The organism is Sandarakinorhabdus cyanobacteriorum, from assembly GCF_002251755.1.
Lineage (GTDB): Bacteria > Pseudomonadota > Alphaproteobacteria > Sphingomonadales > Sphingomonadaceae > Sandarakinorhabdus > Sandarakinorhabdus cyanobacteriorum.
Genome location: NZ_NOXT01000094.1, coordinates 1 through 22,353, shown reverse-complemented (window position 1 = coordinate 22,353; position 22,353 = coordinate 1). Strand labels below are relative to the sequence as shown.

At 66.8% G+C, this 22,353-nt stretch carries 27 protein-coding genes, 1 tRNA gene and 1 pseudogene; 12 read left to right on the top strand and 17 right to left on the bottom strand.

From position 1 onward, the window contains the following. The 3 genes from rsmG to CHU93_RS05465 are packed head-to-tail and all read left to right on the top strand — an operon-like array spanning position 1 to position 2,300. Positions 1-636 carry a 16S rRNA (guanine(527)-N(7))-methyltransferase RsmG gene (gene rsmG / locus CHU93_RS05475; RefSeq protein WP_094473126.1) on the top strand — a complete coding sequence of 212 codons (636 nt, stop codon included), beginning with the start codon at positions 1-3 and terminating at the stop codon, positions 634-636. After that, a complete protein-coding gene (locus CHU93_RS05470) occupies positions 633-1,409 on the top strand; it encodes a ParA family protein (RefSeq protein WP_094473125.1) in 777 nt (258 codons plus the stop codon). Before rsmG ends, CHU93_RS05470 begins: the two co-directional genes overlap by 4 nt. Positions 1,410-1,427: 18 nt before the next feature. Continuing rightward, on the top strand, positions 1,428-2,300 hold the full coding sequence (locus CHU93_RS05465; protein ID WP_094473124.1) for a ParB/RepB/Spo0J family partition protein: 873 nt from the start codon (positions 1,428-1,430) through the stop codon (positions 2,298-2,300). 122 nt (positions 2,301-2,422) lie between these two features. Here the strand turns inward: CHU93_RS05465 and holA are convergent, their stop codons facing one another. Genes holA through CHU93_RS05445 form a run of 4 tightly spaced genes read right to left on the bottom strand, consistent with a single transcriptional unit; the run spans position 2,423 to position 6,931 of the window. Then, entirely contained in the window at positions 2,423-3,448 is a 1,026-nt protein-coding gene (gene holA / locus CHU93_RS05460; RefSeq protein WP_094473123.1) for a DNA polymerase III subunit delta, read from the bottom strand. A 9-nt stretch (positions 3,449-3,457) separates the two neighbouring features. After that, positions 3,458-3,949, bottom strand: coding sequence for an LPS assembly lipoprotein LptE (gene lptE / locus CHU93_RS05455; RefSeq protein ID WP_094473122.1), 492 nt, complete (start codon positions 3,947-3,949; stop codon positions 3,458-3,460). Next, complete coding sequence (gene leuS / locus CHU93_RS05450; protein WP_094473121.1) at positions 3,942-6,464, bottom strand: leucine--tRNA ligase; 2,523 nt, start codon at positions 6,462-6,464, stop codon at positions 3,942-3,944. The genes lptE and leuS overlap by 8 nt, the downstream gene beginning before the upstream one ends. A gap of 29 nt (positions 6,465-6,493) precedes the next feature. Then, positions 6,494-6,931, bottom strand: a complete 438-nt coding sequence (locus CHU93_RS05445) for a DUF3576 domain-containing protein (protein WP_207759229.1) — start codon at positions 6,929-6,931, stop codon at positions 6,494-6,496. Positions 6,932-7,209: 278 nt separating this feature from the next. Here CHU93_RS05445 and CHU93_RS05440 point away from each other — a divergent pair, with 278 nt between their 5' ends. Then, on the top strand, positions 7,210-7,935 hold the full coding sequence (locus tag CHU93_RS05440; protein WP_165768614.1) for a porin family protein: 726 nt from the start codon (positions 7,210-7,212) through the stop codon (positions 7,933-7,935). Next, the gene (locus CHU93_RS05435; protein ID WP_094473119.1) at positions 7,910-8,593 is read left to right on the top strand and encodes a YggS family pyridoxal phosphate-dependent enzyme; all 684 of its coding nucleotides are present in this window, start codon (positions 7,910-7,912) and stop codon (positions 8,591-8,593) included. Before CHU93_RS05440 ends, CHU93_RS05435 begins: the two co-directional genes overlap by 26 nt. A 387-nt stretch (positions 8,594-8,980) precedes the next feature. On the opposite strand, the gene CHU93_RS05430 is transcribed toward CHU93_RS05435, so the two are convergent. The 13 genes from CHU93_RS05430 to CHU93_RS05370 form a co-directional block, all read right to left on the bottom strand. Beyond that, positions 8,981-9,907: a hemolysin family protein gene (locus CHU93_RS05430; protein WP_094473118.1), complete on the bottom strand. Its 927-nt coding sequence runs from the start codon at positions 9,905-9,907 to the stop codon at positions 8,981-8,983. A gap of 9 nt (positions 9,908-9,916) precedes the next feature. Beyond that, on the bottom strand, positions 9,917-10,420 hold the full coding sequence (ybeY, locus tag CHU93_RS05425; protein WP_094473117.1) for an rRNA maturation RNase YbeY: 504 nt from the start codon (positions 10,418-10,420) through the stop codon (positions 9,917-9,919). Beyond that, entirely contained in the window at positions 10,420-11,427 is a 1,008-nt protein-coding gene (locus CHU93_RS05420) for a PhoH family protein (RefSeq protein ID WP_094473116.1), read from the bottom strand. Before CHU93_RS05420 ends, ybeY begins: the two co-directional genes overlap by 1 nt. Next, positions 11,427-12,767 carry a tRNA (N6-isopentenyl adenosine(37)-C2)-methylthiotransferase MiaB gene (gene miaB / locus CHU93_RS05415; RefSeq protein ID WP_279353837.1) on the bottom strand — a complete coding sequence of 447 codons (1,341 nt, stop codon included), beginning with the start codon at positions 12,765-12,767 and terminating at the stop codon, positions 11,427-11,429. Before miaB ends, CHU93_RS05420 begins: the two co-directional genes overlap by 1 nt. Positions 12,768-12,802: 35 nt before the next feature. Beyond that, on the bottom strand, positions 12,803-13,612 hold the full coding sequence (locus CHU93_RS05410) for a lysophospholipid acyltransferase family protein (RefSeq protein WP_133064326.1): 810 nt from the start codon (positions 13,610-13,612) through the stop codon (positions 12,803-12,805). Positions 13,613-13,621: 9 nt separating this feature from the next. Next, positions 13,622-14,044 carry a Fur family transcriptional regulator gene (locus tag CHU93_RS05405; protein WP_086115409.1) on the bottom strand — a complete coding sequence of 141 codons (423 nt, stop codon included), beginning with the start codon at positions 14,042-14,044 and terminating at the stop codon, positions 13,622-13,624. A 236-nt stretch (positions 14,045-14,280) separates the two neighbouring features. Continuing rightward, positions 14,281-14,724 (bottom strand): Ros/MucR family transcriptional regulator, encoded by a 444-nt coding sequence (locus tag CHU93_RS05400; protein WP_086115408.1) that lies wholly within the window; start codon positions 14,722-14,724, stop codon positions 14,281-14,283. Between the two features lie 100 nt (positions 14,725-14,824). Then, positions 14,825-15,304 carry a GNAT family N-acetyltransferase gene (locus tag CHU93_RS05395; protein ID WP_243375266.1) on the bottom strand — a complete coding sequence of 160 codons (480 nt, stop codon included), beginning with the start codon at positions 15,302-15,304 and terminating at the stop codon, positions 14,825-14,827. Positions 15,305-15,322: 18 nt separating this feature from the next. Continuing rightward, positions 15,323-15,886, bottom strand: coding sequence for a tRNA (adenosine(37)-N6)-threonylcarbamoyltransferase complex dimerization subunit type 1 TsaB (gene tsaB / locus CHU93_RS05390; RefSeq protein ID WP_165768612.1), 564 nt, complete (start codon positions 15,884-15,886; stop codon positions 15,323-15,325). Further along, positions 15,883-16,476: a malonic semialdehyde reductase gene (locus CHU93_RS05385; protein WP_094473112.1), complete on the bottom strand. Its 594-nt coding sequence runs from the start codon at positions 16,474-16,476 to the stop codon at positions 15,883-15,885. The genes tsaB and CHU93_RS05385 overlap by 4 nt, the downstream gene beginning before the upstream one ends. A 2-nt stretch (positions 16,477-16,478) precedes the next feature. Continuing rightward, the gene (locus CHU93_RS05380) at positions 16,479-17,033 is read right to left on the bottom strand and encodes a NifU family protein (protein ID WP_094473111.1); all 555 of its coding nucleotides are present in this window, start codon (positions 17,031-17,033) and stop codon (positions 16,479-16,481) included. A 91-nt stretch (positions 17,034-17,124) separates the two neighbouring features. After that, positions 17,125-17,589, bottom strand: coding sequence for a universal stress protein (locus tag CHU93_RS05375; RefSeq protein WP_094473110.1), 465 nt, complete (start codon positions 17,587-17,589; stop codon positions 17,125-17,127). A gap of 16 nt (positions 17,590-17,605) precedes the next feature. Continuing rightward, positions 17,606-18,439, bottom strand: coding sequence for a class I SAM-dependent methyltransferase (locus tag CHU93_RS05370; RefSeq protein WP_094473109.1), 834 nt, complete (start codon positions 18,437-18,439; stop codon positions 17,606-17,608). 42 nt (positions 18,440-18,481) lie between these two features. Here CHU93_RS05370 and CHU93_RS05365 point away from each other — a divergent pair, with 42 nt between their 5' ends. The 7 genes and pseudogenes from CHU93_RS05365 to CHU93_RS17705 all read left to right on the top strand — a co-directional run. Next, positions 18,482-19,231, top strand: coding sequence for a ComF family protein (locus CHU93_RS05365; protein ID WP_094473132.1), 750 nt, complete (start codon positions 18,482-18,484; stop codon positions 19,229-19,231). Positions 19,232-19,245: 14 nt separating this feature from the next. Then, positions 19,246-19,503: a glutaredoxin 3 gene (grxC, locus tag CHU93_RS05360; protein ID WP_094473108.1), complete on the top strand. Its 258-nt coding sequence runs from the start codon at positions 19,246-19,248 to the stop codon at positions 19,501-19,503. Between the two features lie 2 nt (positions 19,504-19,505). Further along, complete coding sequence (locus tag CHU93_RS05355; RefSeq protein ID WP_094473131.1) at positions 19,506-20,321, top strand: carbon-nitrogen hydrolase family protein; 816 nt, start codon at positions 19,506-19,508, stop codon at positions 20,319-20,321. Next, positions 20,318-20,740, top strand: coding sequence for a DUF1178 family protein (locus tag CHU93_RS05350; RefSeq protein ID WP_094473107.1), 423 nt, complete (start codon positions 20,318-20,320; stop codon positions 20,738-20,740). The genes CHU93_RS05355 and CHU93_RS05350 overlap by 4 nt, the downstream gene beginning before the upstream one ends. Before the next feature lie 76 nt (positions 20,741-20,816). Next, positions 20,817-21,581 (top strand): PEPxxWA-CTERM sorting domain-containing protein, encoded by a 765-nt coding sequence (locus CHU93_RS17900; protein WP_094473106.1) that lies wholly within the window; start codon positions 20,817-20,819, stop codon positions 21,579-21,581. Positions 21,582-21,615: 34 nt separating this feature from the next. Then, a tRNA-Arg gene (locus tag CHU93_RS05340) sits at positions 21,616-21,689 on the top strand. A 399-nt stretch (positions 21,690-22,088) separates the two neighbouring features. Continuing rightward, positions 22,089-22,353, top strand: a pseudogene (locus CHU93_RS17705) (hypothetical protein); the annotation flags it as partial.

Below are 22,353 nucleotides of genomic sequence, written 5' to 3'. Positions count from 1 at the left end.
ATGAGCGACGACGCCCGCAGCGCCTTTGCGGCCGAATTTGATGTTTCACGTGAAACATTGGCCCGGCTCGACCGCTATGCCGAGCTGCTCGCCGAATGGCAGCAGCGGATGAACCTCGTCGCGCCCTCCACCCTGCCCCACATCTGGGATCGCCACTTCCGCGATTCGGCGCAGTTGCTCGCCATCGCCGGAACTGGCCAACGCTGGCTCGACATCGGCGCCGGCGGCGGCTTTCCCGGTCTGGTGCTGGCCATCCTCGACCCAACGGCGCGCTTCACCTTGGTCGAATCGATCACCAAGAAATGCCGCTTCCTCACCGAAGTGGCGACCGAGACCGGCACCATCGACCGCGTGACCATCGCCAACCAGCGTGTCGAAACACTGAAGCCGGCGCCCTATGACATCATCACCGCCCGCGCCGCCGCCGCGCTCGACGTGCTGCTCGATTGGAGCGTGCGCTTTGGCCGACCGGGCACGCGCTGGGTGCTGCCAAAGGGCCGGAATGTGCAGGAAGAGCTTGCCACCGCCGCCAAGCGATTCCACTTTGATCACCAGCTGATTCCCAGCCGAACCGATTCTGATGCCCGCATCGTCTTGGCAACAAATCTCAGGCCTTTTGGGGTAAAACGCCGATGATCATTGCGATTGCCAACCAGAAAGGCGGCGTCGGCAAGACGACGACAGCGGTCAATCTGGCCACAGCGCTGGCTGCCATCGGCAAATCGGTTCTGGTGGTGGATTCCGATCCGCAGGGCAATGCCTCGACCGGGCTCGGATTGGACCGGAAGAGCCGGGAACCCTCGCTTTATCAGATGCTTATCGGTGACGCCGAAGCCAAAGACGTGGTGCGCGCCACCGCCATCCCCGGCCTGTCGATCATCCCGGCCAGCGCCAGCCTGTCAGGCGCGGAGGTGGAGCTGGTCGACACCGATCGGCGCACCCATCGCCTGGCCGACGCACTGGCCACGCTGCCCGTGCATGATTTCACCCTGATCGATTGCCCGCCCTCGCTGGGGCTGCTCACCGTCAATGCGCTGGTCGCCGCCGATGCGGTGCTGGTGCCGTTGCAGAGCGAGTTTTTCGCACTGGAAGGCCTGTCGCAACTGCTCGGCACCATCGAACGGGTAAAGTCCGCCCTAAACCGCCGGCTGGAGCTGCTGGGCATCGTGCTGACCATGGTCGATCGCCGCAACCGCCTTTCGGACCAGGTGTGTGAGGATGTGCGGGCGGTGATGGGCGCCAAGGTGTTCAACAGCCAAGTGCCGCGCAACGTCCGCCTCTCCGAAGCGCCCAGCCATGGCCTGCCGGCGCTGATCTATGACAGCCGCTGCGCCGGGTCTGAAGCCTATGTGGCGCTGGCACGGGAGCTGCTGGGCCGCATCAACGCCCGGCTGGCGGTCGCCGTCTGATTGCTTGGGAACAACCAAATGGCTGAAAACAAAAAGAAATCTGGCCTTGGCCGTGGGCTTTCGGCGCTGCTGGAGGATATTGCGGCGCCGCCGGCCGCCGATGCCCCCGGCGTTGCCCGCCTGGCGGTGAGCGCCATCCAGCCCAACCCGGACCAGCCGCGCCGCCATTTCGATGGCGATGCCATGGCCGAGCTGGTGGCATCGGTGAAGGCCCACGGCATATTGCAGCCCATCCTGGTGCGCGCCCATCAGGGCGGCCACCAGATCATCGCCGGCGAACGCCGCTGGCGCGCCGCCCAGGCCGCCGGCCTGCACGACATGCCGGTGATCATCCGCCCACTGGATGACCGGCAGGTGGCGGAAATTGCCATTATCGAGAATATCCAGCGCAGCGACCTGAACGCGATCGAGGAGGCGCGCGGTTACCAGAAACTCATCGCCGATTATGGCCACACCCAGGCGGCGCTCGCCGAAATTGTCGGCAAGTCGCGCGCCCATGTCACCAATCTGCTGCGCCTGCTCGATCTGCCACCGGCGGTGCAGGCCATGGTGGAGCAAGGCCAGATCAGCATGGGCCACGCCCGCGCCCTCGCCGGCAGCAGCGATCCCGAAGGCCTGGCGCACAAGGTGGTGAAGAACGGCCTGTCGGTGCGCGCGCTGGAGGCGCTGCTGGCCGGCAGCCGGCCCGGAAAGCCCCGCACTGGCGCTGCCCAGCCGGCGGCCGCCAATGATCCCAACAGCGAAGCACTGGAAGAGCAACTGGCCGACGCGCTGGGCATGCCGGTTGCGCTGCAGGTCGCCCCCGGCGCCACCAGCGGCAGCCTCACCATCCGCTTTGCCGATCTGGATCAGCTCGACATGCTGTGCGCCCGGTTGGGGGCCACGCTCTAACGCCATTCACCCTTGTGATTGAATCGCTCATGCCGAGCTTGTCGAGGCACGCTCCAAGTGCGGTCGGTGCCTCGACAGGCTCAGCATGAGCGGGCTCGGGATCAACCCGAACACAAGCATGTCTAGCGCCGCCGCGCCGCCATTGCCCGTCGGGTGATGGCCAGCAGCCGGGCATGCGCGCCCAGATCGGCGAGGCCGCCGCTGGCCTTCACCGCGCGCTCGGCGGCCAGCACATCGGCCTGGGCGGCGGCCAGGCGCGGCTGGTCCCACAAGGCCAGCGCCTTGGTCAGCACCGGCTTTTCCTTCCAGAAAATCGCCTTGCCCTGCCCCTCGATCACATCGGCCGAGCCGCGGCCGGCGTCCACCTCGGTGCGCAGCAGCGCCAGCTGGGCCAGCCGCCGTTCCAGCGCCCGCAACAGCGGGATGGCGGTGCCATCGGGCAGCCGGGCCAGCAGATCTGTGGCTTCGGCCGCGTCGCCGGTGGTGATGGCCGCAATCGGCGCAAACAACTCGGCATCGCCGGATGTGATGCCCAGCGCGGCCAGATCCTCCAGCGTCAGGCGCTGCGGCGCATCCGGCGCGGCATCCTTGTAGAGCGCGAACTTCTCCAGCTCGCGCCGCATGATCATCCGATCGCCATCGGCGAGGCCAAACAAGGCCTCCGCCACCTCACGATCCAGCCGCAGGCCCAGCGGCGTCGCCATGTCGGCCAAAAGACGGCCGGCATCGCGCAGGCTCGCCTCATATTGCACGCAGGCCGCAATCGCCGGGTGTTTCTCCGCCAGCGTCAGCAGCTTGCTGCCCTTTTTCAGCAGGCCCGCCACCGCCAGCACCGGATAGCCCGGCGGCCCGGCCAGCAACGCCTCCACCGCGGCCTGGCCATCATCATCCAGGCCATCGATGCGCAGCAATTCCTTGTCGCCAAACATCGACAGGCTGGTGGCGGCGGCCAGCAGGGCCTGGGGATCATCCTTCAGCGATGCGCCGATCAACTCGATCACGCCGGTGCCGGCTGCGGCCTGCCCGGCGGCAATCTGCCCGGCCAGATCGCGGTTGGCCGATGCATCGGCCCCGTGCAGCAGCAGCAGGCGGCAGTCATCGGGCCAGGCGCGGGCAAAGCCGGCGGCGCGGGCCGCGTCAATCTTCACCGGCCGGCCTCAGCGCCGGGCATAGCGGGCCAGGCGCGCGCTGATCTGGCGGGCGATGTCCACGCTCAACCGCTCCAGCGCGGTGGTTTCGGCCGCAACCACCGCAAAATTGGAACTGACGCGATCAATGCCGGCATCGGCGCTGGCCGTATCATCCACCAGCACCACGCCGCTGGCCACATCGACCAGCCGGAACCGGGCGCGCAGCGTGCGCCGTTCCCGCGCTGCCGAGGAGTCGCCGCGCACGCCAAAGGCAATGATCTGATCGTCGAGCACGACCTCCAGCCGGTAACGCGGGGTCTCGCTGGTGCGGCCAAACTGCTCCACCAGCGCCTGGCGCACCATGAAGCCGGCGCGTTCCGGAATCGGCGCGATGCCAATATCGGCCATCAGCGTGGCTGGCGCCGATGCCGCGCCGCCGCCATAGACCGGCTGCAGCTGGCAGCCCGCCAGCGCCAGCAGCAGCGCTGCCAGGGCGCCAAGGCGGCCGGCCTCACGCAACGATGTTCACCAGGCGGTCGGGCACCACGATCACCTTCTTTGGCGTGGCGCCATCCAGCGTGCGCACCACGCCGGGCAGCGCCAGCGCGGCGGCTTCCAGCGCGGCCTTGTCACTGCCCTTGGCGGCGGTGAAATCGCCCTTCAGCTTGCCGTTCACCTGCACCGCGATGGTCACTTCATCATCCACCAGCAGCGCCGGATCGGCCGCCGGCCAGGCCGCATCGCACACCAGCCCGCTCTGGCCGAGCAGTGCCCAGGCCTCTTCGGCCAGGTGCGGCACCATCGGCGCCACCAGCTGCACCAGCGTCACCACCGCAGCCCGCCGGGCGGCGCCAGCCGGCGCACGTTCCAGCGCGTTCACCAGCTCATACAGGCGCGCCACCGCCTTGTTGAACTGCAGCCGGTCAATATCATCGGTCACCGCCGCGATGGTGCGGTGGACCAGGCGGGTGACCTTGCGATCCTCCTCGCCGCCGGCCGCGGCCGCATTGTCCTCCGCCAGGCGCCACACGCGCTGCACGAAGCGCCAGGCGCCATCGATGCCGGCTTCCGACCAGACCAGATCACGCTCGGGCGGACTGTCCGACAGCACGAACCAGCGCACCGCATCAGCGCCATAACGGCCCAGGATGGCGTCGGGATCGACGACATTCTTCTTGGATTTCGACATCTTGATGACCCGGCCCACATCCACGGGCTGGCCATCGGCCTTCAGCACGGCGCCCTCGGCCCCGCGTTCCACCTCGTCGGGGCCAAACCAAACCGGCGGCAGGCCTTCACCCTGCGCACGGCTGTAGGTTTCGTGCGTCACCATGCCTTGCGTGAACAGGCCGGCAAAGGGCTCCGCCACCGCCAGCTGGCCAATGCGGCCCAGCGCCCGCGTCCAGAAGCGGGCATAGAGCAGGTGCAGGATGGCATGCTCCACCCCGCCGATATACTGGCCCACCGGCAGCCATTTCGCCGCCACCGCCGGATCAAACGGCCGGTCCTTGGGCGCGCTCGCAAAGCGGATGAAATACCAGCTGGAATCAACGAACGTGTCGAGCGTGTCCGTCTCCCGCCGCGCTGGCTTGCCACAGCTGGGGCAGGCCACATGCTTCCAGCTCGGGTGGCGCTCCAGCGGGTTGCCGGGAATGTCGAAGCTCACATCCTCGGGCAGGGTCACCGGCAGCTGGTCGCGTGGCACCGGCACGGCGCCGCAATCATCACAATGGATGATCGGGATCGGCGTGCCCCAGTAGCGCTGGCGGCTCACACCCCAATCGCGCAGGCGATATTGCGTCACGCCCTGGCCCCAGCCCTCGGCTTCCGCCCGGGCGATCACGGCGGCACGCGCTTCGTCGGCCGTCATGCCATCCAGCCAGCGCGAATTCACCATGCGGCCGGGGCCGGCGTAAGCCTCATCATGGATCGGCGCCTGTTCCTCGCCCTCGGCGGCGACGACGCGGATCACCGGCAGCTGATATTTGCGGGCAAAATCCAGATCGCGCTGATCATGGCCGGGGCAGCCGAACAGCGCGCTAGTGCCATAGTCCATCAACACGAAATTGGCGACGAACACCGGCAGCCGGATGGCGGGATCGAGCGGGTGGATCACGCTCAGCCCCGTGTCGAACCCCTTCTTCTCCTGGGTTTCGATGTCGGCCGCCGCGGTGCCGCCCGCGCGGCATTCGGCGATGAACGCCGCCAGCGCCGGATTGCTCTCGGCACAGCGCGCCGCCAGCGGATGATCGGCGGCAATCGCGGCAAAGCTGGCACCGAACAGCGTGTCGGGCCGGGTGGTGAACACGTCGAAGTCCCCGCCGCCCTCCACCTGGAAGGTGAAGCGCAGGCCGGTGGACCGCCCGATCCAGTTCTCCTGCATCAGGCGCACCTTCTCGGGCCACTGGTCCAGCCCGTCCAGCCCCTCCACCAGCTCGTCGGCAAAGTCGGTGATTTTCAGGAACCACTGGTTCAGCTTGCGCCGCTCCACCAGCGCGCCCGAACGCCAGCCACGGCCATCAATCACCTGCTCGTTGGCCAGCACGGTCATGTCAACCGGATCCCAGTTGACCGCGCTTTCCTTGCGATAGACGAGGCCCGCGGCGAGCAGATCGAGGAACAGCGCCTGTTCCTGGCCATAATAATCCGGCTCGCAGGTCGCCAGCTCGCGGCTCCAATCCAGCGCAAAGCCCAGCCGCTTCAGCTGGGCGCGCATCGCCACGATGTTGGCGCGCGTCCACTGGCCGGGATGGACCTTCTTTTCCATCGCGGCATTTTCGGCCGGCATGCCAAAGGCATCCCAGCCCATCGGGTGCAGCACCTCGAAACCGCGCATCCGCTTGGAGCGCGCCACCACATCGCCCATCGTATAGTTGCGCACATGGCCAACATGGATGCGCCCCGATGGATAGGGAAACATTTCAAGCACATAGGCGCGGGGTTTGGCGCTGTCATCGCGCGCGGCAAAGCTTTGCCGCTCGTCCCAAACGGCCTGCCACCGCGCATCGGCGGCACTATGGTCAAAACGGGCCATGGTCTCTCAAGTCGCAAAAAGGGGTCGGATCAACGGTCCGGCAACACGGCGGCGCGGCGCAGGTCACGCGCCTTGGAAAGGATGGTTTCCTCCAGCCGCTGCACGGTACCGGCGCGCACGCTGGCTTCGGCCCAGCCGGTGGCACCCAGCGTCTGGCGCTGCACATTCACCCGCACGGCGTCGGCGGCCAGATTGGTGTCCAGCACGGTCACCGTCACCTTCACCCGCTCGTTCGGGGTCTGGGGGGAGACATACCAATCGGTGATGATCACGCCGCCGTTGCTGTCCACCTGGGCGATCGGCATGAACCCGATCGTGTCAAGCGCCGCCCGCCACAGATAGGCATTGATGCCCAGCGTGGTGATCCGCGCCGGCGCCTCGGCCGACAATTTGGGCTTCTTGCGGCCACAGGCCGGCGCCATCACCGCCAGTGTGGACAGGAAGACCAGAGTTGCAACACGCCGCATCAGCAAATTCCCTGCTGCCACCCCCTTGATCGGGGCCGGCCACGGCCTGCCTTTTGGCATGTTGCACCCGCCGCGCCAAGCCCGTGCACGCCCGGTCAGCCGGCTTGCCCGCACCCCAGCCATGGTCCAGGTGTGGGCTTGTCGCCACACCGGCTGCAAAAACGGGGAATCCGGCCGTTCACAGCGTAGTTATGTCCAAAGGCGTATGGGCTTGGCCGCATGCTGTTGTTACGAGTCACAAGATGAACGCAGGGGCCGATTCGCGCGCGCGGTTCCGCGTGCCTGCCCGCCCGGCCATGCTGGCCGTGGTGGCGGCCCTTGCCTGCCTGCCGCACGCCGCCGAAGCCGCGAAGCCCGCCCGCGCCGCCAAGCAGCGGCTGGTGGTGGAACCAACGCTCGGCCTGTCCAGCTTTGCACCGCAGCTGCCGGAATCCAGCCGCTTCACCTTCACGGCCCCCGGCACCGCGCCCGGCCTGCTGGCGCCGTCGCAATCGCTCAGCAGCGGCTTCCGCTTCACCCCTTCGGGCCAGGCCGAAAATCGCCGCGCCCTGTCGCTGGGCGTTGCCACCCGCGTCACCACCGCCGCCATCGATCGCTCGCGCGCGGCCGCCCCGGTGGATCAGTTCGTCATCCCGTCCGCCTATGGCGTCAACCTCTCGCTCGGCTGGAAGGGCTTTGCCCTCAACGGTGGCTACAGCCACGCCGAACCGATGGTGCCGAACCCGCTCACCAGCCGCGCCTCCGAGCAGGTCAATCTGGGCCTGTCCTATGGCGGCGCGCGCTGGCGCACCTCGCTGGAAGGCACGGCGGAACAGACTCAAACCCTGGCGCTGTCGCCGCTGTCGCGCCGCTATTCGCTCGAACTGGGCGGCCAGTATCGCCTGGCGCCGCGCTTCTCGCTGAACGGCGGCGTGCGCTATCGCATCGCGCCGGAACCGCCCAGCCCACTCTTCCCCAACCGGGACGATCAGGCCGTCTATGTCGGCACCAGCCTCGCCTTCTGATCGCGTGAACAGCGCCGAACGTCTCGCCGCCGTCCAGGCCGGCATGGCCCGCGCCGCACGCGACGCCAGCCGCCGCGACACGCCGCTGCTGGTCGCCATCTCCAAAACCTTCGATGCCGATGCCATCCGCCCGCTGATCGCCGCCGGCCAACGCCACTTCGGCGAAAACCGCGTGCAGGAAGCGCAAGGCAAATGGCCGGCCCTGCTGGCCGAAACACCCGGCATCACCCTGCACCTGGTCGGCCAGCTGCAATCCAACAAGGCCGCCGACGCCGTGGCCCTGTTTGACGTCATCCACAGCGTCGACCGCCCGTCGCTGGTCGCCGCGCTGGCCAAGGCCCAAGCCGCCGCCAACAAGCGCCCCGCCTGCTATCTGCAGGTCAACATCGGTGACGAAGCCCAGAAAGGCGGCTGCCCCCTCGCCGATCTCCCCGCCCTGCTCGATCAGGCCCGCAGCGCCGGCCTCAACATCATCGGCCTGATGTGCGTTCCCCCCGCCGACCGCGAACCCGCCCCCTATTTCGCCCTGCTGGCCGAACATGCCAAGCGGCTGGGCCTGCCCGGCCTCTCCATGGGCATGTCGAGCGACTTCGAAACCGCCACGCTGCTCGGTTCCACCGTGGTGCGGGTGGGCAGCGCCCTGTTCGGGAAAAGGTAAAAAGGCCTCCGGCGGGCAGGGGCGAGGCCCCTGCACCCGTTGGTTTTCGCTTGTGCAGCGCGGGAAGCGCGTCCGCTTGCGGCCCAATTGCGGTCGTCCCACATCCCCGTCGCCCCGTGCTTGACACGGGGCTTGGCTCGCCTCCTTCCCCATCCCACCCGAACCATTTGTCCCACAAATCATCCCAATTGGGATCATCAGCTTGGATCAGGGGCAAAAGCATTCGCTGAGCCTTGTTGAAGACGCCGCGAACGACAAGCCAAGCCCCGTGTCAAGCACGGGGCGACGATGTGGGGAAAGGGCGGCTAACCACCCCAAATCGGCGGTAAAGCACCGGCAGAAAACAAACGGGTGCAGGGGCCTCGCCCCTGCCCGCCTGAGGCCCCTTTACGCTTCCAACCCCGGCCCGCGCCCGATCGCCAGGCGCTTCACCATACGCGGGTCGCCTTCGGTCACGGTGAAGGTCCAGCCTGCCGGGTGGACCACGGTTTCGCCCGGCGCCGGCACGCGGCCGGCGAGCATGAAGACAAGGCCGCCCAGCGTGTCGACCTCCTCCAGGGTTTCGGCGTCGGCGAGGCGCTCGCCCAGCGTGGTTTCCAGATCGTCGATGGGCAAGCGGGCGTCGGCGTCCCAACTGTGGGGGCCGGTGGCGGTGATGAGGGCAGTTTCCTCCTCGTCATGCTCGTCGGCGATATCGCCCACAATCTCTTCCATCAGATCCTCGATGGTGACGAGGCCGTCGACGCCGCCATGTTCATCGATGATGATCGCCATGTGGGTGCGGTCGGCGCGCATCTTGGTGAGCAGGCCCATCAGCCGCATGGAGGCCGGCACGAACAGCACCGGACGCATCAGCGGTTCGATGGGCAGATCGTGCAGCGGGGCGGAGGAGACGGCATCATTGAACGTATCGGCGATGCGGGCATAGACATCCTTCACATGCACCATGCCGATGATGTCGTCGCGGCTGCCGCGCCACAGCGGCATGCGGCTGTGCCGGGCTTCGGCAAAGCGGGCGACAAGGGCAGCAAAGCCTTCATCGATATCGAACATCACCATGTCGCTGCGCGGCACCGCGATGTCGCCGGCGCGGCGTTCGCCCATGTGCAGCATGTTGCGCAGCATGTCGCGCTCGTCGGGGCCCAGATCATCGACCAGGCTGCCCGATGGCCCGGCGTCCTCGGCCTCGTCGATGGCCTCTTCCAGGCTTTCGCGCAGGGTGGGCTCATGATCGCGGCCCACCAGCGATTTCAATTGCCGCCACCAGCGGCTGGTTCGCAATCGGCCTTCGCCGCTACTGTCGCCCTCGGGCATTTGTGTCACTCATCCTTCATAGGGATCGGCCATGCCCAGGCCAGCACAGGCGGCGCGTTCCAGCGCCTCCATATGCTCGGCCTCGGCCTCGCCATCCTCATGGTCATAGCCTAGCAGGTGCAGGGTGCCGTGGACAATCAGATGCTGGCAATAGGCCGCAACCGGCCAGGCCTTCTCCGCCGCCTCACGCAGCACAGTCTCGCACCCCAGCACCAGATCGCCCAGCAGCACCTCGCCATCATCGCTGTTGGCCAGCATCACCAGCATGTCGGGGGCCAGCATCGGAAAGCTCAATATGTTGGTCGGTTTGTCCTTCTGGCGATACTGGCGGTTGAGGGCGTGCACCTCCGCATCATCGGTCAGCCGCACCGCCACTTCCACGGCCATTGGCGCTTCGGCCAGATCGCCATTGGGCGTCTGCGCCAGCGCGGCGGCCACGGCGGCCTGCGCCAGGCCCGGCCAGTCCAGCGCCGGCCAGTCGCCGGCCACCACATCGGCTTCAACCTGCAGCATCAGGCGTCTTTCGCCGGGCCTTCATAGGCCTCGACAATGCGGCCAACAATCGGGTGGCGCACCACCTCTTTGGCCGAGAAGCGCAGACAGGAAATGCCCTCCACCCCCTCCAGCCGGCGCACGGCATCGGCAAGGCCCGAGGCGCCGGGCGTCGGCAGATCGACCTGGTTGGGATCGCCGCAGATCACCATGCGGCTGCGCTCGCCAAAGCGGGTCAGAAACATCTTCATCTGCAGCGGCGTGGTGTTCTGCGCCTCGTCGAGGATGATGAAGGCATTGGCCAATGTGCGGCCGCGCATGAAGGCCAGCGGCGCAATCTCGATCTCGCCCGATGCCAGCCGCCGCTCCACCTGCTCGGCGGGCAGCATGTCATACAGCGCGTCATAGAGCGGCCGCAGATAGGGATCGACCTTCTCCTTCATGTCGCCGGGCAGGAAGCCCAGCCGCTCGCCGGCCTCCACGGCCGGGCGGGACAGGATCAGCCGGTCCACACTGCCGGAAATCAGCTGGCTCACCGCCTGGGCGACGGCCAGATAGGTCTTGCCGGTGCCGGCCGGGCCGAGCGCAAAGATCACATCAGACCGGCCCAGCGCCTCGATATAGCGCACCTGCGTCGGGCTGCGCGCCACGATGGTCTTGCGGCGGGTGCGGATGGCGGCGGTGGGGGCCGGGCCGGATTCGGCGTGCACCAGCCCATCCAGCATCGGTTCGGACATGATGGCAACCGCGCCCAGCACATCGCCCGGCTCTATATCGCCGCCGCCCAGCAGGCGCTGATACAGGCTGGTCAGCACATCGCGGGCGCGGGCGGCGGCTTCGGCCTCGCCTTCCACCACCACGCGGTTGCCGCGGGCGCTGATATACACGCCCAGTTGCCGCTCCAGCTCGATCAGATTCTGGTCATATTGGCCGAACAACGGCCCCAGCAACTGAACCTTGTCGAACAAAATCTCCAGCTTCACCCGGTCTGTTGCCGTAACCGTTCCCCGCTGGTGCTTCTTCGACATCAGGCCGCAGTGCCTTCCCTGGTTGAAACCGGAACCGTTTCCACACTGTTGGGCATCGCGCCGACAATGTCCACCTCCACCAGATCGCCAATCTTGGCGCCGGGCAGGGAGACGATGGCCGATTGCAGCCAGGGCGTCTTGCCGATCAGCTGCCCCGGCTTGCGGCCCGGCCGTTCCAGCAGCACGGTGCAGCGCCGGCCGATGGTGGAGCGGTTGAAGGCCAGGCTTTCCTCGGCAATCACCGCCTGCAACCGCTGCAGCCGCTCATCCTTCACATCTTCGGGCACCTGATCGGCCATGGTGGCGGCCGGCGTGCCGGGGCGGACGCTGTATTTGAAGCTGAAGGCCGCAGCATAGCGCACCTCGCGCACGATGGTCAGCGTCTCCTCGAAATCGGCCTCGGTCTCGCCCGGGAAGCCGACGATGAAATCGCCCGACAATGCAATGTCCGGCCGCGCGGCGCGCAGCTGGGCCAGGCTGGCCAGATAGGATTCGCGGGTGTGCGCCCGGTTCATCGCCTTCAGGATGCGGCTGGAACCGGCCTGCACCGGCAGATGCAGATAGGGCATCAGCTTGTCCACCTCGGCATGGGCGCGGATCAGATCATCGTCCATGTCGCGCGGATGGCTGGTGGTGTACCGGATGCGGGCCAGGCCATCGATGGCCGCCAGTTCGCGGATCAACCCGGCAAGATTGAGGCCGCCATGATAGGCGTTCACATTCTGGCCCAACAGGGTGATTTCCTTCACGCCGCGCGCCACCAGGCCTTCCGCCTCGCGCAGCAGATCGGCCGCCGGCCGGCTGGTTTCCGGCCCACGGGTATAGGGCACCACGCAGAAGGTGCAGAATTTGTCACAGCCTTCCTGCACGGTCAGAAAGGCGCTGGCCTGTGTCACCTTGCGGGCCGGCAGCGCATCAAATTTGGGCACCGGCGGCATGTCGATATCGATCGCCCGCTGCTGGCGCGCCTGTTCCAGCAACTGCGGCAACCGGTGATAGGCGAGCGGGCCAACAATCACGTCCACGGCTGGCGCCCGCACCGCGATTTCGGCGCCTTCGGCCTGCGCCACGCAACCGGCGGCAACAATCGTCGGCCGGCTGCCATCGGCGCGCGGCTGGCGCAGGCGGCCAATGTCGGAATAGAGCTTCTCGGCCGCCTTTTCGCGGATGTGGCAGGTGTTCAGCACCACCACATCGGCATCGTCCGGGCTGTCGGCCGCGGTCATGCCTTCAGCGCTCAGCAAGTCGCCCATGCGCTCACTGTCATAAACATTCATCTGGCAGCCAAAGCTCTTCACATGGAAACGCTTTGGAGTCTGGGTCGGGTCGTTCGTGCTCACGGCGCCGGCCATAGCGGGTTTGGCCGCACCGGTCATCAGGCTTCACCGCGCATCAGGCGGCGATAACGCTGGCTGATCACCGTGTGGCAATGCCGGGCCAGCGCCTTGCGGTCGGGAAAATCGGCCGGATCCACCGGATCATGGAACCAGATGTCGGCGCGCACCTTGCCCAGCTTCATGAAGGCCAGCGCGTGCGGGGCGAGCTCGGTATCGCCCACCCAGGCCAGATCGGGCAGCTGCCGCCGCGTCACCGGCAGGCCGTTCACCTTTGTATAGGCCAGGGTCACCGGCTGCACCCGGATGCCCGGCACATCGGCCACCACGGCAAACAGTGATGATTTGAACGGCCACACGCTCTGGCCGTCGCTGTTGGTGCCTTCAGGAAACAATATGATGCTGCCACCGGCGCGCAGCCGCTCGGCCAGCTCGTCCTTCTGCGCCGCCGCCGTCTGCCGCCGCTCACGCGCCACATAGACGGTGTGGGCAAAACTGGCCAACCAACCCACCGGGCCCCAGCCGCGCACTTCCGATTTGGCGACAAAACTGGCCCGGATATGGGCGCCCAGCACCGGAATATCCACCCAGCTCAGATGGTTGGCGACATACAGCACCGGGCCGTCTGGCGATGGCCCGCCATGGGTGTGGATCACCATGCCCAGCGATTGCGACAGGCCACGGTGAAAGATCCACGGAATATAGGGCCGGTTGCGCAGCGTGATGGCGCGCAGCAACACCTCCAGCGGCACGGTCGCCGCCACGGTTGCCACCGCGCCCACCACCGAACGCAGCGGGCCCAGCCGCCGCTGCGGCACCGGGGCGCGGGTCGGAATCGGGCGGGGGCTCACCACCCGATGTCAGGCCGGCTTCTTGATGGCCTGGGCATAAAGCTCCATGCGGTGATCCACCAGGCGATAGCCCAGACGCTCGGCAATGCGGCGCTGCAGCTCCTCGATCTCGGGATCGTGGAATTCGATCACGTCGCCGGTGTCGATATCGATCAGATGGTCGTGATGTTCCTCGCTCACCGTTTCATAGCGGGAACGCCCGCCCTGAAATTCGTGCCGCTCCAGGATGCCGGCCTCTTCAAACAGCTTCACGGTGCGATAGACGGTGGCAATCGAAATGCGCGGGTCCACCTCCGCCACGCGGCGGTGCAGGGATTCCACATCGGGATGATCGGTCACCTCGCCCAGCACCTGGGCAATCACCCGCCGCTGTTCGGTGATGCGCAGGCCCTTTTTCAGGCACAGCGCCTCGATATCGATGGCAACACCCATCCTTGCCTCTCTTGCCCCACAGGCTTCCGGCGCCAATGCGCCCAAAGCCGAAATCGCCATCTGCCCGCCCCATCAAATACGGCGGATGCACCAGCGGGGCAAGCGCCGCCGGCAACGGCTGGGGCGAATGGCCAAAAATGCGAATGCCGCCCCCAGGCGACCAAACCGGGGGCGGCATCACGATCATCAAACCACCGGCCGGGTGTTCCCGTGCCGGCAGGCCCGAACCAGGCCGATCAGGCCGGGTTCTTGCGCGGGCGGCCGCGCGGCTTGGAGGTCTTCTTGGTGCCCAGGCCAATCGACTTGGCCAGCGTGCGACGCTGTTCGGCATAGTTGGGAGCGACCATCGGATAATCGGCCGGCAGGCCCCACTTGGCGCGATAATCATCCGGCGTCATGCCATAATGCGTCATCAGGTGACGCTTCAGCATCTTCAGCTTCTTCCCGTCTTCCAGGCACACGATGTAATCGGGCTTGATCGACGAACGGATGGAAACGGCCGGTTCCTGCTTCGGCGCCGGCGGCGCGGCCGGGGTGCCCAGACGCGACAGCGTGGCATAGACATTTTCAATCACGCCAGCGACATCACCGGGCGCAACCGTGTTGTTGGCAAAATGCGAAGCAACGATATCGGCGGTCAATGCCAGCAGTTCGGCATGGTTACCCGTATTTTCTGTCATGTTGAATTCCTTGACCCTTGAACACTCACACGGCTCCCTTCACCGTGCGCTGCTGGTCTGAACTTGTAACAAATGTTTTTCAATAAAAAATTGCACCAGTTTATTTGTGGAGCGCGGTTTTCATGGTTATTGCGCTGCGTTTGCTCCCATCCTTGCCAGTATAATAATCCCGCCGGCGACCAACCGCGCCAAAGCCGGCATTGGCATAGAGGCGCAGCGCCGCCGCATTGTCTTCCCGCACTTCAAGAAACAACTCGCTGGCGCCGCGGGCCGACGCGTCATCTTGGGCGCGGGCCAACAACCGCGCCGCAATGCCTTGCCGGCGCTGCGCCGGGTCCACCGCGATCAGCAGCAATTCCACCTCCGGACCCAACGACCGGCACAGGCTGAACCCCGTCGCCACCGCCCCGGCCATGGCCAGCCGCGCCCAGCAGCCCGGCATGGTCAGCGTGCCGGCCAGCTGCGGGGCCGACCAGGCCTCGCCATACAGCGGATCAAAGGCGGCATGCATCACCGCCATCATCGCATCCAGATGGCGCAAGTCGGCCGGAACGATGGAAAAGGCCGGAATGGGCTGCACGCGCCAGGATTATGCCGCTCAATCGCCGGCGTAAAGCGCCTGGGGGCTGAGCAGCGCCGCATCGGGCAGCACGCCGGCGAAGCCGGCATCGGGATGATCGCCATGCACAGCCGGCCGGCCCCACAACAGCGCCCCGGCCCCGGCCAGCGCCACCCCATCGTCGGCCGGACCGGCCAGCAGGCCATGGCCGCCCGCCACCAGATCACGGCCCAGCCGCGCGCCAGCCACCTGGCCGCGCCCGGCATCGATCAGCGCCCACAACTGGCTCAGCCCGGCATCGGCGGCAAAGCCCTGCGCCGCCACCAACGACAGCGCCGAAATCCCGTGCACCGGCACGCCCCAGGCCAGGCCCAGCGCGCGGGCACCGGCAATGCCGATGCGGATGCCGGTGTAGCTGCCGGGGCCCACATCCACCAGGATGCGGCCCGGCACACGGCCTGCCAGCAGCGCCTGCACCGCCGGCACCAGCGCCTCGGCATGGCCGCGCCCGATCAACGCATGGTGGCGCGCCAGCACCGCCGCCCCGTCCACCAGCGCGATGGACAGGGCAGGCGATGATGTGGAGATGGCCAGCGTTCTCACAGGATGCGGGCAGCGTCCTCGAACGACAGGCGCGGCAGGCGCGGGAACAGGCCCTCGGCGGTGCCCTTGCCGATGGAGCAGATGAAGTTGGTCTCGGTCCCCGTATCGCCCCAGAAGGCGGCGTCCACCCCGGCCTTGTCAAAGCCCGACATCGGCCCGGTGTCCCACCCCAGGGCGCGGGCCGCCATGATCAGCCAGCCGCCCTGCAGCGACGAATTGCGGAAGGCGGTTTCACGGGCAAACTCCGCACTCCAGCTGAACCACGGCCGCGCATCGACATGCGGAAACAGCTCGGGCAGCCGGTCGTAGAATTTGGGATCAAAGCCCACGATCACCGTCACCGGCGCGGCGCGCACCTTGGCGGCGTTGTTGGCGCTCACCAGCCCGGCGAGCTTCTCGCGCGCGTCGGCCGAATGGCAGAAGATGAAACGCGCCGGCGAGCCATTGGCCGATGTCGGCCCCAGCTTCACCAGATCATAAAGCTGGCGCAGATCTGCTTCCGAAACCGGCGTGTCATCCCACGTGTAATGGGTGCGGGCTTCGGTGAACAATATCGCCAGCGCGGCGGCATCAAGAGCAGGGCCGGCCATGATCAGACCGCCCGCACGTCGGTGACTTCGGGCACATAATATTTCAGCAGCGATTCAATGCCCATCTTCAGGGTCATCGTGCTCGACGGGCAGCCGGAACAGGCGCCCTGCATTTCCAGAAACACCGTGCCCTGGCGGAAACCGCGATACACGATGTCGCCACCATCCTCCGCCACCTGCGGGCGCACGCGGGTTTCGATCAGCTCGCGGATCTGCAGCACGATCTCGGCATCGGCGGGATCATCATCGGTGGCGACTTCCTTCACCGTATCGGTGAACAGCGGTGCGCCGCTGGTGAAATGATCCACCAGCACCCCCAGGATCTGCGGCTTCAGTTCGGGCCAGTCGGCACCGGCCGGATCGCGGGTGACCGACACGAAATCATAGCCGAAGAACACCCGCGTCACATCGCCCAGCGCATAAAGCGCCTTGCCCAGCGGCGAGGCTTCCGCGACCTCGGCGGTCGGCAGATCAACCCCGTCGCCGCCGGTCACCTTCTGGCCGGGCCGGAACATCAGGGTGAGCGGATTGGGGGTCTGTTCGGTTTCGATGAACATCGGCTGGTATCCTGCTGGTTGCGCCGCCGATATGGCCCAGCGCCGCCATGGCTTCAAGTCAATTCAGACGGGAATTGTCGTCTTTGCCGGCTCAGGCAATCGTCGCCAGCCGCTCCGGCTCCAGCCCGCCGGGCACCAGCATCAGCACGCACGGCAGGCTGCCGGCCCGCTCCCCGGTGAAGAAACTCACCAGCGGCCCCGGCGTGCCCCGGCTGGCCGTACCCAGCACCAGCGCGCGGATGCCGGGATTGTCCTTCACATGCGCCAGGATCACGCTGGCCGGCTCGCCCTCCAGCACGGTTATGGCCGGGCGCGCGCCGGCCTCGGCCTCCGCCTCGCCGGCCAATTGCTCCAGCAGCGCCAGCGCCTCGTCCCGCGCCTCGGCGGCCATCACGCTCTGCAGGCTGCCGAAATGCATGAATTCGGTGGGGCGCACCACGCTCACCAGCCGCACATCGGCGCCCACATGCGCGGCGCGCAGCACGGCAAAGCGCAGCGCCACCCGGCTTTCCGGGCTGTCGTCGATGACGACCAGATAGGTGGCAGCCTCGTGCATGCGGGAAGCCTAGGCCTCAGACGCGGCGCGTCAAGGCCGCCGCCAGGCTGGTCGTCGCGCTGCCGGGTGCCTTGGGCGTAGGCTGGCCCGGCCCCGGCGCCCAGCCGGCAACATGGATGATCTCCACCGTCACCGCCGTCTTGCCACCATCGGCCATCGCGGCGAAGCGGCGAGCCGCCTCCATCAGCACATCGCGGCGCAGCGGCCGCCGCTCCGCCAGCACCGACCGCGCGCCCATCGCGGTCAGATCGTCGAGCAAGCCGAACAGGCTGGCATAACGCAGCTGCAGGCGCTCCACATCGGCCACCGGCATGGCAAAGCCGGCGCGGCCCAGCAGGCCGGCGGCAGCACTCGCCTCCACCATCGGCGCGGTGTGGCTGCCCGCCCCGCCGCTGATCGCGGCCTCTGCCTCCAGCAAACAGGCGCGCAATTCCACCAGGCTCATGCCGCCCACAAAGCTGGCGACGAACAGGCCATCGGGCTGCAGCACCCGGCGGATGCCAGCCAGCGCGCCGGGCAGATCATTGACCGTCGTCAGCGCGCCGGCCGACACCACCAGGTCAAAACTGGCATCGGCAAAGGGCAGGGCGGCCTCGTCGGCCACCACGGCGGTTCCCGTCACCGGCGACAGACTGGCGGCCACCGCACCCGGCCAAGTGGGCACCGGGCCGCCCAGATCGAGCACGGATGTGAAGTTTCTTGCCACCAATGCCACACGTTCGCGCAGCTCCTCCACCATCAACTGGTGCAGGAAATCCACCGCGGCAAAGCCCGGCGCGGCGCGGGCGTGGCGGCGGCGGCGCAGCGCGGCATCAAAGGGCAATGCAGCAAGAGGCTGGGGATTGGCCATGCGCACCCTTTACGGCAGCCGCCCATGGGCGCAAGCTTGGGCATGGCCACCCTGCTCCTTGCGCCGCTTGCCGGTCTGGTCGATCTGGTGCTGCCACCGCGCTGCCCCGGCTGTGGCGAAATCGTTGACGGCGATGATCGCTTCTGCGCCAACTGCTTCAATCAATTGGCCTTTATCGGCCCGCCCCAATGCGCCTGCTGCGGCGTGCCGCTGCCCCACGAAGGCGATGCGGCGGCCCAGTGCGGTGCCTGCCTGGCCGATCCGCCGGCCTATGCCCGCGCCCGGGCGCCGCTGGCCTATGGCGGCCCGGCGCGCAGCGTGGTGCTGGCCCTGAAACATGGCCGCCGCCTGCACCTGGCCCGGCTGATGGCGCGCGCCATGCTGCGCAGCAATGGCCCGCTGCCCGATGATGCGGTGATCGTGCCGGTGCCGTCGCACCGATGGCGGCTGTGGCAGCGCAGCTTCAACCAGGCCGCTGAAATCGCTCGTCAAATTTCGCGCCAGTCCGGCCGGCCGCTGGTGGTGGACGCGCTCGACCGCATCAAGCCGACCCCCAGCACCAAGGGACTCACCCGCCAGGCCAGGCTCCGCAATGTCAGCGGCGCCTTCCGCGTCGCCCGCCCGCACGCCATAACCGGCCGGGCCGTCATCCTGATCGATGATGTGATGACCACCGGCGCAACCGTGTCAGCCTGTGCCGCGAAACTGGCAAAAGCCGGGGCGCGACATGTCGAGGTCTTGACCTATACCCGCACCTTGCGCGAGGGGCAGGGTAATTTTGCATTTTCATGAAGGGTGGTGGGCATATGGCCAAGGTCGAAATCTACACCAAATTCCTCTGCCCCTATTGCACGCGCGCCAAGGCGCTGCTCTCGGGCAAGGGCGTTGCCTTTGAAGAGATTGACATTTCCACCGGTGGCCCGCGCCGCACGGAAATGCTGGAACGCTCCGGCGGCCGCCAGACGGTGCCGCAGATCTTCATCAACGGCACCCATGTCGGCGGCTGTGACGATATCCACGCCCTCGATCGCGCCGGCAAGCTGGACCCGCTGCTCGCCGCATGAGCCTGCCCATCGGCCTCATCCAGACCACAACCGGCATCGACCCGGCGGTCGAGGCCAGAACGCTGTCGGCCAGCATCGCCGAAGCCGCCGCACTGGGCGCACAATTGATCTTCACGCCCGAAATGAGCGGCCTGCTCGATCGCGACCGGGCCCGCGCCGCCGCCGCCATCCGCCACGAGGCCGATGATCCCGTCCTCGCCGCCGTGCGCGACGCGGCAGCAAAGGCCGGCGTGTGGGTGCATCTCGGCAGCCTCGCGCTCAAGGGCACAGGGGACAAGTTCGTCAACCGCGGCTTCCTGATCGCACCCGATGGCGGCATCGCTGCGCGCTATGCCAAGATCCACCTGTTCGATGTGGCGCTCGGCAGCGAAAGCTGGCGAGAGTCAGCGGCTTACGAGGCGGGAGAGGACGCTGTTGTCGCCGCCACGCCCTGGGGCGGTCTGGGCCTGACCATCTGTTATGATCTGCGCTTCCCGGCGCTGCACCGGGCGCTGGCCACCGCCGGTGCGTCGATCCTGTCAGTGCCGGCGGCCTTCACCCGGCCCACCGGCGAGGCCCATTGGCACGTGCTGCTGCGCGCCCGCGCCATCGAAACCGGCAGCTTCGTCGTCGCCGCCGCGCAGACCGGTGAGCATCAGGACGGCCGCGCCACCTATGGCCACAGCCTGGTGGTGGCCCCCTGGGGCGAGCTGCTGCTCGACATGGGCGAGGCGCCAGGCATCGGCCTTGCCACCCTGGATCTCGATCAGGTTCCAGCCGCCCGCAGCAAGGTGCCGGCGCTCGATCACGCCCGCCCGTTCCGGCTGGTGGCGCCATGATCGTCTATGATCTGTTCTGCGACCGGGCCCACCGGTTCGAAGCCTGGTTCGGCTCCAGCGCCGATTTCGATGATCAGCAGGCGCGCGGCCTGCTCGAATGCCCGTTGTGCGCATCAAGATCGGTGGGAAAGGCGGTGATGGCGCCCGCCGTGCCGGCCAAATCCAACCAGAAGGCTGGCAGCCACAGTCTGGCCAATGATGATCCCATGGCCCGGCTGTTGCAGCTGCAGCGCCAGTTCGAGGCGCAGAGCGACTATGTCGGCGACCGCTTTGCCGAAGAGGCGCGGGCCATCCACCAGAATGGCGAAACCCGCAGCGTCCACGGCGAAGCCACCGCCGACGAGGTAAAGGCCCTGCGCGAGGAAGGGGTTCCGCTGCTGCCCCTGCCGTTCCGCCCGCGCGCCCGATCTGACGCCTGACTGTCCGATTTATACAATACGCGGGCTGCCACAGCCGGTTAGCCCTGCCGTGTCTGTCGATATCGGGGGACCATCGATGCGCTTGCTTTCCGCTGCAGTTGCGGCTGCGCTGCTCACATCGCCGGCTTGTGCAGCCGTTGTCGCGTCCAGCCTCCCCTATCAGAACACCCCAGATTGGTCTGATGTGGTGTTCTCCGGCACCTCAATGACGGTCAACAGCGGAGTGGCGACCCTGACAACCGCCCCGATCCGCGGGGTGTGGTTCGGCTGGTCACCATCGTCCAACACGCGGTCATGGTCGATTGCGCCGAACAGCCAGGGCAATCTGCTCAGTCTCACAGCAGCCTTCTCCTCCGGCGCTGATGACTGGCAGGCCTATTTTTACGATGGCACTGCCGGCGGCGCGATCTATTTCAACGCGACGCCCTGCAATCCCGGCACGACCAACTGCTACAATTTCAACGGCACGCCAGGGGCCACCATCTTTTTCAATGGCAGCTCCACCTTCATCCCGCTCGATACCACCCTGTTCCGCACCTATGAAATCCTCGTGCGCAACAGCGATGTGATCTACCGGATCGACGGCCAGCGCTATTCCGGCACGGCGCTGGCAGCCGGTGGCACGACCTTCCTGCTGGTGGGGGACAGCAGTGGCTCCAGCCCCAGTGGCACGGGCAGCATGATCATCAGCGGCGTGTCGTTCGATCGGGCCACCAGCGTGCTCGATCTGCCGTCAACCGTATCCGGCGTGCCCGAACCGGCCAGCTGGGCCATGCTGCTCGCCGGCTTTGGCCTGACCGGTGCCATCAGCCGCCGCAGACGGGTGGAAGTTTCCGCTTGAATCTCGCCGCCGGCCATGGCTGTGAAATCCCCGCGCACCCGTAGCTCAGCAGGATAGAGCGACGGTTTCCTAAACCGCAGGTCGCAGGTTCGAATCCTGCCGGGTGCACGTTCTTTGTCGGGACAACCCAAGTCCGCCTCAAAAACACCCACCATTTGCCTCTGGCGTGCTGAGGACCGGGGGATTGGCTCACAGCGGGTTGGGTGGATTAGCCGGGGTGGAATGCCCCGAACTAGTATCTGGGCGCCACCGTGTTGATGTTCTCGAAAATGTGCTGCCGGCGCATTGTAAAATACCTGTCGCGGGCAACAGCGACTCACACTAAAGGCTCGCTCTGAACTGTTGGCGGCTCTTGGGACACTGTAGCCCGGCGAAGAAGCATAGGACGCGCAGGGCGGAGCCGCCGCTAGTCTACTCGAACGCGCGGACATGTGCGGCTAGATCTCAGCGAGCTTCCCGATCGTCCTCGTTGACAAAGCTCGAGATTCGAAGCCCGAGCGCTTGCGAATGATCTCGGCACTTAGAGATTCAGCTCACCTTCTCATCGCTGCTGACGAATTCCAGCGCCTCGACCAGGCGCTTAGTCTTAACCCGCTCATCATGTGGCACCGCACCGTTTGCGAGACGACCGTGCTCACGCAAGTCTGGCGAACCAACGTGGCGGCCTTGCTTAGCGCGGTTGCTCCGCTTCACGCGGGTAACATGCCAGCATCCCACGGCGCATTTCAAATCCTAGCCCGCCTTATTCATGAGCCTTCCTGTCAGGGCGTTG